Annotated in this window: 12 protein-coding genes and 1 pseudogene; 6 read left to right on the forward strand and 7 right to left on the reverse strand. The window is 45.4% G+C overall.

Annotation, left to right across the window (positions count from 1 at the left end; translation table 11 throughout):
- Positions 1–139: 139 nt before the first annotated feature.
- Positions 140–1,186: a serine hydrolase gene (locus B9T38_RS01890; RefSeq protein WP_143222643.1), complete on the forward strand. Its 1,047-nt coding sequence runs from the start codon at positions 140–142 to the stop codon at positions 1,184–1,186.
- A gap of 102 nt (positions 1,187–1,288) precedes the next feature.
- Here B9T38_RS01890 and thrC read toward each other — a convergent pair whose 3' ends face one another.
- The 4 genes from thrC to xerD all read right to left on the reverse strand — a co-directional run bounded on the left by thrC (position 1,289) and on the right by xerD (position 5,746).
- Positions 1,289–2,428: a threonine synthase gene (gene thrC, locus B9T38_RS01895; RefSeq protein ID WP_086195181.1), complete on the reverse strand. Its 1,140-nt coding sequence runs from the start codon at positions 2,426–2,428 to the stop codon at positions 1,289–1,291.
- 56 nt (positions 2,429–2,484) lie between these two features.
- On the reverse strand, positions 2,485–3,789 hold the full coding sequence (locus B9T38_RS01900; RefSeq protein ID WP_086195182.1) for a homoserine dehydrogenase: 1,305 nt from the start codon (positions 3,787–3,789) through the stop codon (positions 2,485–2,487).
- Between the two features lie 124 nt (positions 3,790–3,913).
- Positions 3,914–4,729, reverse strand: a complete 816-nt coding sequence (locus tag B9T38_RS01905) for a DsbC family protein (RefSeq protein WP_086195183.1) — start codon at positions 4,727–4,729, stop codon at positions 3,914–3,916.
- A 99-nt stretch (positions 4,730–4,828) separates the two neighbouring features.
- The gene (gene xerD / locus B9T38_RS01910) at positions 4,829–5,746 is read right to left on the reverse strand and encodes a site-specific tyrosine recombinase XerD (RefSeq protein WP_086195418.1); all 918 of its coding nucleotides are present in this window, start codon (positions 5,744–5,746) and stop codon (positions 4,829–4,831) included.
- A 172-nt stretch (positions 5,747–5,918) separates the two neighbouring features.
- Here xerD and B9T38_RS01915 point away from each other — a divergent pair, with 172 nt between their 5' ends.
- The 5 genes from B9T38_RS01915 to ftsW all read left to right on the forward strand — a co-directional run bounded on the left by B9T38_RS01915 (position 5,919) and on the right by ftsW (position 11,062).
- Positions 5,919–6,179 (forward strand): FeoA family protein, encoded by a 261-nt coding sequence (locus tag B9T38_RS01915; protein WP_086195419.1) that lies wholly within the window; start codon positions 5,919–5,921, stop codon positions 6,177–6,179.
- A complete protein-coding gene (gene feoB / locus B9T38_RS01920; protein ID WP_086195184.1) occupies positions 6,176–8,038 on the forward strand; it encodes a ferrous iron transporter B in 1,863 nt (620 codons plus the stop codon). Before B9T38_RS01915 ends, feoB begins: the two co-directional genes overlap by 4 nt.
- Before the next feature lie 30 nt (positions 8,039–8,068).
- Positions 8,069–8,320, forward strand: coding sequence for a DUF6587 family protein (locus B9T38_RS01925; protein WP_086195185.1), 252 nt, complete (start codon positions 8,069–8,071; stop codon positions 8,318–8,320).
- A gap of 177 nt (positions 8,321–8,497) precedes the next feature.
- Complete coding sequence (gene murD / locus B9T38_RS01930) at positions 8,498–9,844, forward strand: UDP-N-acetylmuramoyl-L-alanine--D-glutamate ligase (RefSeq protein ID WP_086195186.1); 1,347 nt, start codon at positions 8,498–8,500, stop codon at positions 9,842–9,844.
- Between the two features lie 21 nt (positions 9,845–9,865).
- Positions 9,866–11,062 carry a putative lipid II flippase FtsW gene (gene ftsW, locus B9T38_RS01935; protein ID WP_086195187.1) on the forward strand — a complete coding sequence of 399 codons (1,197 nt, stop codon included), beginning with the start codon at positions 9,866–9,868 and terminating at the stop codon, positions 11,060–11,062.
- Positions 11,063–11,077: 15 nt separating this feature from the next.
- Here the strand turns inward: ftsW and B9T38_RS16925 are convergent.
- The 3 genes and pseudogenes from B9T38_RS16925 to dksA all read right to left on the reverse strand — a co-directional run bounded on the left by B9T38_RS16925 (position 11,078) and on the right by dksA (position 12,814).
- Positions 11,078–11,310, reverse strand: a pseudogene (locus B9T38_RS16925) (zinc-ribbon domain-containing protein).
- Positions 11,311–11,364: 54 nt separating this feature from the next.
- The gene (gene gluQRS / locus B9T38_RS01945) at positions 11,365–12,282 is read right to left on the reverse strand and encodes a tRNA glutamyl-Q(34) synthetase GluQRS (RefSeq protein WP_086195188.1); all 918 of its coding nucleotides are present in this window, start codon (positions 12,280–12,282) and stop codon (positions 11,365–11,367) included.
- A gap of 4 nt (positions 12,283–12,286) precedes the next feature.
- Complete coding sequence (gene dksA / locus B9T38_RS01950) at positions 12,287–12,814, reverse strand: RNA polymerase-binding protein DksA (RefSeq protein WP_086174133.1); 528 nt, start codon at positions 12,812–12,814, stop codon at positions 12,287–12,289.
- Positions 12,815–12,945 lie beyond the last annotated feature (131 nt).

The following is a 12,945-nucleotide window of genomic DNA, read 5'->3' on the forward strand; positions in this document are numbered from 1 at the left end:
AATCCTATTCTTTATCTTTCCATTAAATGTTATACACAATGTTGTGAGTAACAAAAAGTGTTCATATTTGTGTTTAAATGTAAGCATTTTTGAGGGAATATACAAATGTATATTGCCTTCTTGAGTTGAGTAAATCACCGTGAAAAATTCGAAAAAATCTTTAATGCATGTGCTAGGCATATCGATTCTGCTAGGCATAAGTTCAACCAGTTTTGCTGAGCTGGTGATGGATGCGTCTAAAGGGGCGGGACAAGCGACGTTAAACTGGTCCTCTGAAGATGTGAGTCAATTATTAAACGGTGATGCTTCAGCTGAAGAAGTCTCTCCACAAGGTTCAACAAAAGTAACCACTTCTGTACGCAGTTCAAATGCTGCAGCTACTCATTCTGCACCCAAGGCTGTACAGATTTTAAATAATTCCAGCTATGGCAATCAGCCTTCGGTGAATGCCCGTGCTGCTTTGGTGATGGATGGCCAGACAGGTGAGGTTTTATACAGTAAAAATAGTAATACTGCCTTTCCAATTGCCTCTCTAACCAAGCTGATGACTGCTGTGGTCATTGCTGATGCGCGTTTAAACATGTCTGAGACAATTACCTTACAACAGGCTGACTTTTCTTGTTCAGGCTGTAAGAGTTCAAGCTCAACGCTCCGTGCGGGTGATAGCATGAATCGTGCTGAAGCTTTACTGTTTGCTTTAATGAAGTCTGAGAATCCAGCTGCTTCTGCATTGGCACGTACTTATCCAGGGGGACGTTCGGCTTTCATCGCAGCGATGAACAAAAAAGCCAAAGCACTTGGAATGAATTCAACCCATTATCTGGAGTCAACAGGTTTGAACCCGGGCAATGTGTCTTCAGCACGTGACCTTGGTATTTTGGTCAATACTGCATCGCAATATGGTTTGATTCGCCAGTTCTCGACCACTCCAAGCTATGACTTTAACCTTGGTTACCGGGTATTGAAATCTAATAATACCAATGCGTTAGTCCGTAATGGTGGCTGGAATATCAATATTTCCAAAACCGGTTATATCAATGAAGCAGGACGTTGTGTAGCCATGCATACCACTTTAAATAACCGTCCGGCTGTGGTTGTACTGCTTGGAGCAGATTCTTCTGCCGCACGTACCAATGATGCCACCCGTTTAATGACTTGGGTTAGCCAGTTACCCAAGCGTATTTAAGGCTGAATTTGGAGAAGTCTTCAAATCTACTCAACGTTTGAATGCTTCTAAATGAAAAAACCCTGCGATTGCAGGGTTTTTTTTCTTCGGTCTAAATATGCATTACATATTAGAAAGAATAGAGTCTTTCACTTGATCCATAGAGGCATCGATAGACAACATTACGGCATCAGAACATTGTTTGATTGCTGTATCAGGGTCTTTCAGGCCATTACCGGTTACTGTACATACGATAACAGAACCTTCAGCAATTTTACCTGCTTTAATGTCACGAATCGCACCACCGATAGACGCTGCAGAAGCAGGTTCTACGAATACACCTTCATACATCGAAAGTAAGCGTTGCGCTTCTAAAATTTCCGTATCAGTCAGTTCATCGAACCAGCCTTTTGAATCACGTACCACCGCTTTGGCATGATGCCAGCTTTGCGGGTTACCAATACGAATCGCTGTAGCTACAGTTTCAGGGTTTTCAACCGGTGCACCACGCAGGAACGGCGCAGCACCAGATGCCTGGTAACCGACCATGGTTGGCAAGCCTTCAGGTTTAGGACCGGTGAACTGATCAGTTGCAGCATCATAAACCACCTGTTCAAACTGCTCTTTAGGCTGGTTGGCAACAGCTTCGGTATAACCCATCCAGTGAGCCGTGATGTTACCTGCATTACCCACTGGCAAGCAGTGGTAATCAGGCGCACGACCTAACTCATCCACGATTTCATAAGCAATGGTTTTTTGACCTTGCAAACGGTAAGGGTTGATTGAGTTTACAATCGTCACAGGTGCTTGGTCAGCCACTTCTTTGACCAGACGCATACCGTCGTCGAAGTTACCGCGGATTTGCATGGTGACAGCACCATACATCATCGCTTGTGCCATTTTGCCCATGGCAATTTTGCCTTCTGGAATGAGCACAAATGCTTTGATACCAGCACGGGCAGCATAAGCGGCTGCAGCAGCAGAAGTGTTACCGGTAGAAGCACAGATAATCGCTTTAGAGCCTTCTTCAACTGCTTTAGTAACCGCCATGGTCATACCACGGTCTTTAAATGAACCAGTCGGGTTTAAGCCCTCGTACTTCACATAAATTTCAACATTTTTGCCAATAATGCGTGGAATGTTCTCAAGCTTGATCAGTGGCGTATTCCCTTCGCCTAAAGAGATTGCGCGAGTAGTTGCAGACACTGGTAAACGGTCGCGATAGCGGTCAACTAAACCAGTATAACGATTGGCATTAGACATGATGATGTTCCAATTGTGTGTAGAGCTTGGCAAGGGGAATACTCCCCTCAACCCGATTAATTATCAAGCGATTCTAAACGAATTCGTACAATTTCGCCATGAATGACGGGCAATGCTTGAATTTGCTGAAGGGCTTCATCCATTTTTGATTCCTTGACTGGATCAGTCAGAATCACGATAGGAATAAGGTCTTTTAAGCGCGGCTGTTGCATGATCGCGTCAATGCTAATACCGGCACGGCTTAAAATGGTGGTGACATCTGCCAGAACACCTGTTTGATCTTCGGCATTAATGCGGATGTAATAGCCCGTGGTCATTTCTTCACGCGGCAGAATTGGCAAATCTGTCAAAGCTTCAAAAGCCAGCTGTGGAATGGTTCCGGCACCATCTTCGGTATAAATAATATCACGGACAATATCCACGATGTCTGCGACTACCGCAGAAGCAGTAGGGCCAGCACCTGCGCCAGCACCATAATACAGTGTTGGACCAACCGCATTGGCTTGAACCAAGACTGCATTTTTCACGCCATTAACATTGGCAATCAGTTGATCATCTGGAATTAAAGTAGGATGAACACGTAATTCAATACCAGATGCAGCACGACGGGCAATTCCCAGGTGCTTGATACGGAAGCCTAGGTCTTCGGCATATTTCACATCTTGGGCAGTCACTTTGCTGATGCCTTCAGTAAATACCTTGTCGAACTGTAGCGGAATACCAAAGGCACATGAAGCCAGAATCGTCAGTTTATGTGCAGCATCAATACCTTCAACGTCAAAGGTTGGATCTGCTTCGGCATAACCCAGCTCTTGCGCTTCTTTCAGCACGTCTGCAAAAGCACGCCCTTTTTCACGCATTTCACTTAAAATGAAGTTGCCTGTACCGTTGATGATGCCCGCTAGCCATTCAATCTTGTTGGCAGCCAAACCTTCACGAATGACTTTAATAATTGGAATACCACCAGCAACGGCGGCTTCATAGGCAATTTGCACGGCATGGTCTTCGGCTGCTTTAAACAGCTCATTGCCATGTTCAGCGAGCAGGGCCTTGTTAGCTGTCACAATGTGCTTGCCGTGTTTCATCGCTTCCATGATGACTTCATAAGCAGGGTGAATGCCGCCCATGACTTCTACCACGACATCGACATCCGGTTGACGAACAATATCGAGCAGATCAGCACTTTGTTTCACCGAAGCAGGCAAATCCAGATCAGGACGAGGGCGACGAGTACCGACATGGGTAATCTCAATTTCACGACCGGTGCGACGCTTAATCTCAGCAGCATTTTCTTTTAGTAGTTTAAGGGCACCACCACCCACAGTACCTAGACCGAGGATTGCCAGACGAACTGGTTTCACGTCACACTCCAAATATGTATTCAACTTTAAGCGAATCTAGATCATAGCTAAAAAAACGGCCAGACTCTAGGGCAGAAATCACTTTATCTCTACCTATTAAATTTAGTAGATGAACTGATAAAAATTAGTTATTTAAACGCTCTACCAATTCTTCAGGCGAGAGATATCCACCCAGATAAACGCCCTCGCTGTTATAAATGGCCGGAGTGCCGTTGACGCCCATATTTAGCCCCAGCTGATATTGATCTCTGACCGGATTCTTACAGGTCGCTGGAGCAAGCGGTGCCCCGGCAATCGCCTGATTAAAAGCCGCCTGACGGTCTGCACTACACCACACGCTTTCCATGGCTGGCATGAACTGTTCGCCACGTGGCCAAGCGATATAGCGTACTTCGATGCCCTTGGCATTAATTTCGCTCATATGCTCATGCAGTTTATGGCAATATGGGCAACTGGCATCGGTAAACACATACACGACATGTTTGGTTTCGCCTTGGGCTTTATAAACCAGCAAATCTTCGACTTTTAAGTTAGCCAGCAGCTTTTTATTAGCTTCAGATTGCAGGTTTTCACTGACATTGTGAATTTTACTGTCACCTAAACGCAGCACATCACCCTGAATAATGTATTTGCCGTCGGCTGTTGCATATACCGAAGGCATGCCTTCCAAGTTGACCCAATACAGATTGGGAACTTCAGTCGCTTTAATATTTAAAATCTTGGCATTGATATTGGCTTTCTTAAAATGCTGCTGCAGCGTGTTTACCAGACGTTGCTGTGCATTGCGTTCCGAAAGGTTCGAGGCCTGGCCGGTGGCTGGGGCACTCGCGGTTAAGGTATTTTGCTTTTTTTCATCGTTATTTGCATTGGAACAGGCAGTAATGGCTAAGCTGCTGGCCAAAGTACAGGCCAGAAAAACTTTTGAACGGGTAAATGACATAAATAACCCTTTTTGTAGGTATAAAGACAGGTGCCTAAGCATAACAAAAAAGCGTCTTGCTGGTTAAACTTCTTGGTCTTAGATATCGGATATCAAAAATTAGGCACGCGGGTGATAAGTGGCATGCAATTGCTGCATGCGAACCTGAGCCACATGGGTATAAATTTGTGTGGTCGATAAATCACTATGACCAAGCAGCATCTGCACCACACGCAAGTCGGCACCATGATTGAGCAAATGGGTGGCAAAGGCATGGCGTAGGGTATGCGGCGAAAGTTCGGTTTGAATACCTGCTTGCAAGGCATAGCGCTTAATGGCATACCAGAAATTCTGCCGGCTCATGATGCCGCCATGCTGGGTTAAAAAGACATAGTCAGTGGCAGTTTTATATAAATGGGAACGCGCTTCATTAAGATACTTTTCAATCCATTCGCAAGCGACTTGTCCCAAAGGCACCAGACGTTCCTTGTTACCTTTACCGACAATGCGCAAATAACCTTGTTTTAAATTAATCAGTTCCAGTCTTAAATTGAGTAATTCAGATACCCGCAAGCCGCAGGCATAGAGGACTTCAAACATGGCCCGGTCGCGTAAGCCCAGAGCCGTATTAATGTCTGGAGCGTTAATGAGGGCTTCAACATCGGCTTCAGATAAATCTTTAGGCAAGGCCCGGCCAATCTTAGGTGTTTTATGGGTTGCAACAGGATTATCGCTACGTAATTTTTGTTCACGTAAAAATTTATAAAAGGATCGCAGTGCAGAAAGTGAGCGGGCAATCGAGCGCGGACTTTTGCCCTGTTTGGTCAAATTCAATAAAACATCGGAGATGTCATCACTATTCCAGTCTGGCATTGAAACCGCATGACATTCACTACATTGAATTAAATCAGATAGATAAGCATTACGCGTATGCGGACTGACGGTTTGAGCAATTAAATAATCTCGAAACCCCTGTAAAAAACTTAAATGTTCAGGAATATTTACCGGTGCAGGAATACGAGGCTTTTTATTGAGCATGTCACTTCTACATTGAATGAAAAATCCAAGTTTTTCTTGGTGTTGATCAATGTAGACCAATTTTTTTGCAATGTCGAACGCTACAGACAAGATGAGAATTGGAATCAAACCTTACTTGGTAATTATTCTCATTTGTTTGTATACTGTAGCAAATATTTTAGGGTTAGATGCGGTGCGATTATCTGATTTGAAAGTGAAACAAACGGCCATCATTCGCAAAGTCAACCGTACTTTGAATGGTGATACAGCTCAGACTGATCTGGTGGCGAGTCGTTTGGAAACTTTGGGCTTTGTACCGGGAACAAAAGTTCAGGTCATTACCAAAGGTATTTTTGGTGGTGATCCTATCCTGATACAGGTGGGGTTTACCCGTTTCGCACTGCGCAAAGTTGAAGCTGAAAAAATTGAAATTGAAGAGGGGATCACTGCATGAGTGATGCGCTACGTATTGCCCTTGTAGGTAACCCGAACTGCGGTAAAACATCATTATTCAACCATTTAACCGGAACACGGCAGAAGGTTGGTAACTATGCTGGGGTCACGGTTGAACGTAAAGTAGGGCAGTTTATTTTACCTTCGGCTCGTGCGGTTCGTGTACTGGATTTACCTGGGACCTATAGTCTGAATGCCACTAGTCCGGACGAAGCCATTACCCGCGATGTGGTGCAAGGCAAAATTGCAGAAGAAGGTCAGCAAGATGCCTTTCTATGTGTAGTCGATGCAACTAACCTAAAATTGCATCTCGGTTTGGTTCTGGAAATGATTGAGCTGGGCCGTCCGATTTTACTGGTCTTAAATATGATGGACGAAGCACGCCGCCGTGGCATGCAGATCAACACGCAAAAACTATCGCAACGTTTAGGCATTCCTATGGTAGAAACCGTTGCAGTACGTAATGCAGGGATTGAAAACCTGATGGGTGCACTGGATGCGGAAACGTTTAGAACGCCCAATGCTGAACTGAGTGATGTCAAAATTTCGGGTTCAAATCATGAAAAAATTGCTCAGCTGCTAAAAGATGTGGTGGTTTTTGTTGACCATGAAGACAAACGCTCTGATTTTCTGGACAAGATATTTTTACATCCGGTGGGGGGGCTGGTCAGTCTGGCCGTGATGATGTTTATTGTGTTTCAGGCGGTATTTGCCTGGGCTGCACCATTCATGGATGGCATTGAACGCTTTTTTGGCTGGCTGGGTGAAGTGGTCAGTGCACAGATTTCTCATCCCTTACTCAACAGTCTGGTGGTGGATGGCATTATCGCCGGTGCCGGTGGTGTGGTGGTGTTTCTGCCCCAGATTTTAATCCTGTTCTTTTTCATTTTGGTGCTGGAAGAATCGGGTTACCTACCGCGTGCGGCATTTTTGCTGGATAAGCTGATGTTTAAAGCCGGTCTTTCAGGTCGTGCTTTTATTCCGCTATTGTCCAGCTTTGCCTGTGCGGTGCCGGGCATTATGGCAACCCGCAGCATCAGTGATCCGCGTGACCGTTTAACCACGATTTTTGTGGCACCGTTGATGACCTGCTCGGCCCGTTTGCCGGTCTATGCCTTGCTGATTGCCGCTTTCATTCCGGAAAAAATGGTTTGGGGTATATTCAATTTACAGGGTTTGGTGCTGTTTGGCTTATATATGGCCGGGATTGTTAGTGCCTTGATTGTGGCGACCGTGCTGAAATTTTTCCAGAAAGACAAGTCACAGCATATGTTGTTAATGGAGTTGCCAAGCTACCGTTTTCCTGATGTCAAAAGCGTTTGGATTGGTCTCCTGGATCGCGCCAAAATCTTCCTGAAACGTGTCGGTGGCATCATCTTCGCCCTGTCCATTTTACTGTGGTTCCTGTGTACATTCCCGCAAGCGCCGGACGGTGCAACTGCCCCGGCAATTGATTATTCCTTTGCCGGAATGCTGGGTCATGTGATGCAGCCAATTTTTGCCCCACTGGGCTTTAACTGGCAAATCTGTATTGCTTTAATTCCTGCAATGGCGGCTCGTGAAGTGGTGGTGGCAGCACTCGGTACCGTATATGCACTTTCTGCGGTAGATGAAGATGCCATGTCACAGGGTCTGGCTTCTATTATCGGTGGCACAGGTGAATTGGGCTGGTCATTGGCGACAGGTTTGTCATTGCTGGTGTGGTTTATCTATGCACCGCACTGTCTGGCCACTCTAGCGACGGTGCGCCGCGAAACGGGGTCGTGGAAAACCATGTCTTTAATGACCCTGTACCTGTTTGGTCTGGCATATCTGATGTCATTCCTGACCTATCAAATTGCTTCACATTACTTTGGATAGTGTGATTTAAGGCTGTGAAAGGAGACTGAAATGATTGAAATTCTGATTGTGGCTGCTTTGGTCCTTTGGAGTGCTGTCGTGGTGTTTAAGAAAGTTTTTCCCAGAACATCAAATTCAGTCTTCATGGCATTGTCTCAGCACTGTGAAAAGCAAGGCTGGGCAGCTTTGGCAAAGTGGTTAAAACCGGCGATGGTTTCAGGTTGCGGAGGAAGCTGTGGCTGTGCTGCAAATCCCGACCCGGTTCAGAAAAAACCTGAAGTGCAAGCGGTAAAATGGAAATAACTTTCAGGTCATATTTCCATCTTCAATAAGAATTTTGCAAAACCGTCATTTTTATGACGGTTTTTTTACGCGCTGACACAAAAAAGCCGAGATAAAGTCAAAACAGAAAAAGCATTCAAAACAGCAAAGTGCTAACATTTTGTCAGTTTTAAAAACAGACCATAAAATGGGGTAAAAATGTTAATACAGCGTGGTGGATTAAAAGTTGTTGCAGGACTCGGAATTTCAGGTGTTGCAGCAGTCAATTTCTTACATGAACATGGCTACCGCGTTGCAGTAACAGATTCTCGAAAGACACCTCCCGGACATGATCAGATTCCTGCCGATGTTCAGACCAGTTTTGGTCAGCTTGATCAAGATCTGTTATTACAAGCTGAAGAAATTGTGATTAGTCCGGGGCTTGATCCAAAGATTGCAGAAATTCAGGCAGCGATTGCCCAAGGCATTCCGGTAATCAGTGAAATTCAGGTTTTGCGCCGTGCCACCGATAAACCGATTGTTGCAATTACCGGTTCAAATGCCAAAAGTACCGTAACGACTCTGATTGGCCTAATGGCTAAAGATGCCGGCAAGAAAGTGGCGGTAGGCGGTAACCTGGGTCGTCCTGCACTGGATTTAACCAAAGATGACCCTGAACTGTATATTCTGGAATTGTCCAGCTTCCAGTTGGAAACTACCTCCAATTTAAATGCCGAAGTGGCAGTGGTACTCAACATGAGTGAAGATCATCTTGATCGTCATGGCGATATGTTTGGTTATCACACTGCAAAACATCGTATTTTCCAGGGCGTGAAAAAAGTCGTGTTTAACCGTGATGATTCACTTACTCGTCCACTGGTTCCAGATACGACACCCATGCAGAGCTTTGGTCTGAATGCACCGGATTTAAATCAGTACGGCATTTTAAAAGAAGATAATGGCACGATCTGGCTGGCACGTGGTCGTGAACGCCTGTTAAAAAGCACAGATATGTACATTCAAGGGACACATAATGTAGCCAATGCCTTGGCTTGCCTGGCTTTGGGTGAAGCGATCGGTTTGCCGCTGGACAGCATGCTGGAAACGCTGAAAAGCTTTAAAGGCCTAGAGCATCGCTGTGAATTTGTTAAAGAAGTCAATGGTGTTCGTTATTATAACGACTCTAAAGGCACCAATATTGGCGCAACCTTGGCGGCGATTGATGGTCTGGGTGCAGCAATTGAGCCACAACAGGGTAAAGTGGCGATCATTCTGGGCGGGCAGGGTAAAGGTCAGGATTTCACTGCTTTACGCGAGTCTTTAAGCAAATATGCCAAAGTCGTGGTGTTAATTGGTGAGGATCGTCCGATTATTGAAGCCGCCATTGAAGGAACCACGACATTGCTTCATGCCGAATCTTTAAAAGAAGCGGTGGAATTATGCCAGCAACATACCCAAGCCCATGATGTGGTGTTATTGTCACCTGCATGTGCAAGTTTTGATATGTTTAAAGGTTATAGTGAACGTGGGCACCAGTTTGTTGAATGTGTGAACACACTTGCTTAGAAGAACGATAAGGAAAGTTGTATGGCTGGGTTAGCTCAGACGACCATAAATAAAATTAATCAGGTCTACAATGAGTGGGGAGCGAAAATTCCCGCTGAAGTTACGCCACGTAATGTGCTGATTTTTTGTGTGATTACCTTGCTTTGTATCGGTTCAATCATGGTGGCATCGGCATCGATGCCCTATGCCGACCGCTTACATGAAAATGCATTTCATTATGTAATCCGACACGGCATTTCCATTTTTGTGGCAGGTGTAGCTGCATTTCTGGCTTATAAAGTATCGCTGAATGTTTGGTTTAACAATACCTTTCCCCTGTGGATTATGACCATTCTGCTGCTGGCTGTGGTGCTGGTTGCTGGCACCGAAGTCAACGGTTCCACCCGCTGGATTCGTATAGCCGGTTTTACCTTGCAGGCCTCGGAAGTGGCCAAGGTCATGATGGCCATCTTTACTGCGGATTATGTGGTACGACGGGCAAAAGAGGTGCGAAGCAGTGCATCCGGCCTATACCGCTTGGTCGGCGTGATGATCATCACTGTAGGCTTAATCCTGCTGGAACCCGATCTGGGTGCGACTGCGGTGATTGTCCTGATGATTTTAGGTGTTTTCTTCCTGGCTGGTGCACCGCCGATTCAGTTTATTTTCTTCCTGATCGCGATTATATTTGCTTTGGCCGCCGCAATTATTTTTGAGCCTTACCGTTTACAGCGTGCCTTATCATTTACCAATCCTTGGGCTGACCCCTTGGGTACCGGCTATCAGTTGTCTAATGCGCTGATGGCCTTTGGTCGGGGTGAATGGATGGGAGTCGGACTGGGTCATAGTATCCAGAAAATGTCTTATCTGCCTGAAGCGCATACTGACTTTATGCTGGCGATTTTAGGTGAGGAATTCGGCTTTTTCGGTATCAGCACCGTATTGATCCTGTCCTTCATGATGGTGGTCTGCTGTATCAAGATTGGGCACCGTGCCTTGCAGTATCAATATTTGCGTGCAGGTTATCTGGCTTATGGCATCAGTATTATTTTCTTGCTGCAAATCCTGGTGAATGCCGGGATGAATATGGGCATGTTACCGACCAAAGGTTTGACCTTGCCGTTTATCAGTTATGGTGGTTCATCGTTAATTATGTGTGCCGTGATGATCAGCCTGATTTTGAAAATTGATGCCACGACACAAAAAGCCAATCCAAGCAAAGAAGAATCAAGCTTCTAGTGTTGATTCGGACAATTATTCTGGCTGAGCATGGTTTAACACGGTGCTCGGCATTTCCGTTCCACAATGTAAGCATTGCACAAATTCTCCTTTCGCCTTGGAAAGGGGAATCAGTGGGATAAAAAATATAGAAAAAAACTGCGTTGTTGTTTCAATTCCTAAGCGCTGCGCGTTCTGCATACCGGGCATAGAAACTGATTTTTCTCGACCACTTTGGTTTTAGGGCCAATACCAAAGATAAAAAACATTTTAAGTCTGCCATGTCTGGTGTAGATGTTTTTAGCTTAACGATAATTTGAGTTTTATAAATAGCTGCCTTGTAGCTCAGTTGTATGTGGAATGAAGTCTGTATTCCACTGGACAATGGCCTGTTGCAGCATATTTTGGGGCGTGTCTAAATCGACTTCCGCTTGGTGCAAAGCGCGAATGGCTTGCTGTAATAATTCAGGAGCACGCTTGAGATCGAGTGCTTGAGCCAGATTCTGTTTAGAAAGTTTTTGTCCCTGAGCATTCATCGCTAAAGGCAGATGCATATAGTCAAGTTGCGGATAACCCAGCAGCGAACCGAGCCAGATTTGCCGTTCGGTATTGTCTAGCAGGTCTGCGCCACGCACCACATGAGTCATGCCTTGCAGATAATCATCAACCACTACGGCGAGCTGATAATTGATAATGCCATCACGGCGCTTCAGCACAAAATCGCCCAGGTCCTGTTGCAGGTTGGAACAATGCGTTCCTTGCAGGCGATCGGTAAAGCAGATCTGTTGATCTGATACTTTCAGACGAATGGCTTGCTGCTGAAAAGGCAGGTTTAAATCCCGGCAGGTTCCAGCGTAGATATGATTGGACCCGAGCATTTTACGGGTGCACTGGCAGGCATAGACCCAGCCTTGCTGATGCAGCTGTTCTATCACAGATTCATAAATATCGAGGCGGTCTTTCTGGAAAATGATCTCGGCATCGGGCTCAAACTGGAACGCTGCAATTGAACGCAGGATATGTTCTTCACTACCGGGATAAATACGCGGCATGTCAGTATCTTCAATCCGGATCAGCCATTGACCCTGATGGGCACGGGCATCGCAATAACTGGCTACCGCTGTAATAAGCGAGCCAAAATGCAAAGGGCCGGTTGGCGATGGCGCAAACCGACCCACGTAATTCTCTTCAGCTTTCCCTCCCTTTTTTAAAGGGAGGGTCAGGGAGGGATTACTTAACACAGTATTAACCGTTATTTTGCTTCTCTTTGATTTCTGCCAGGGTTTTGCAGTCAATACAAAGGGTAGCAGTTGGACGTGCTTCAAGACGACGCAGACCAATTTCAATACCACAGGTTTCACAGAAACCGTAATCGTCGTTTTTAATCGCTTCGATGGATTGCTCGATCTTGCGAATCAGCTTGCGTTCACGGTCACGGGTACGGAGTTCAATCGCAAACTCTTCTTCTTGTGTGGCACGGTCATTAACATCAGGCAATGCGGTATTTTCGTCTTGCATGGTGTTGAGGGTACGGTCTACTTCAGACATGAGCTCTGCTTTCCACGCCAATAAAATCTGGCGGAAATGCTCAAGCTGTCCTTCAGACATGTATTCTTCATTTTTTTTAGGCTGATAAGGTGCAATACCAAATAAGCTAGCAGTAGAACCACTTTCTGACGCTTTTGGCTTTGTTTTACGCACGCGTTTGGTAGATTTTTCATCTACCACATCAGTTTGTTCGTCCAAGACTTGATTTTGGTTGTCATTCGCCATATAGGGCATTCCTCATCATATGCGTATTATCTATACGCAAAAAATATGGTGATATGCAAGTGTTTTTATCCAACCCTAAGGAGATTCTCCTTCGAGGGTCGTCATCATATAGACTTTTTGTGCTTTTTGAT

The organism is Acinetobacter sp. ANC 4218 (assembly GCF_002135245.1).
GTDB lineage: Bacteria > Pseudomonadota > Gammaproteobacteria > Pseudomonadales > Moraxellaceae > Acinetobacter.

Bases quoted from the DNA above. Each gene is read 5' to 3' on its own strand.
- ftsW (WP_086195187.1), top strand. From the start codon at position 9,866: ATGGCTGGGTTAGCTCAGACGACCATAAATAAAATTAATCAGGTCTAC.
- feoB (WP_086195184.1), top strand. From the start codon at position 6,176: ATGAGTGATGCGCTACGTATTGCCCTTGTAGGTAACCCGAACTGCGGT.
- B9T38_RS01925 (WP_086195185.1), top strand. From the start codon at position 8,069: ATGATTGAAATTCTGATTGTGGCTGCTTTGGTCCTTTGGAGTGCTGTC.
- dksA (WP_086174133.1), bottom strand. From the start codon at position 12,814: ATGGCGAATGACAACCAAAATCAAGTCTTGGACGAACAAACTGATGTG.
- murD (WP_086195186.1), top strand. From the start codon at position 8,498: ATGTTAATACAGCGTGGTGGATTAAAAGTTGTTGCAGGACTCGGAATT.
- B9T38_RS01905 (WP_086195183.1), bottom strand. From the start codon at position 4,729: ATGTCATTTACCCGTTCAAAAGTTTTTCTGGCCTGTACTTTGGCCAGC.
- xerD (WP_086195418.1), bottom strand. From the start codon at position 5,746: ATGCTCAATAAAAAGCCTCGTATTCCTGCACCGGTAAATATTCCTGAA.
- thrC (WP_086195181.1), bottom strand. From the start codon at position 2,428: ATGTCTAATGCCAATCGTTATACTGGTTTAGTTGACCGCTATCGCGAC.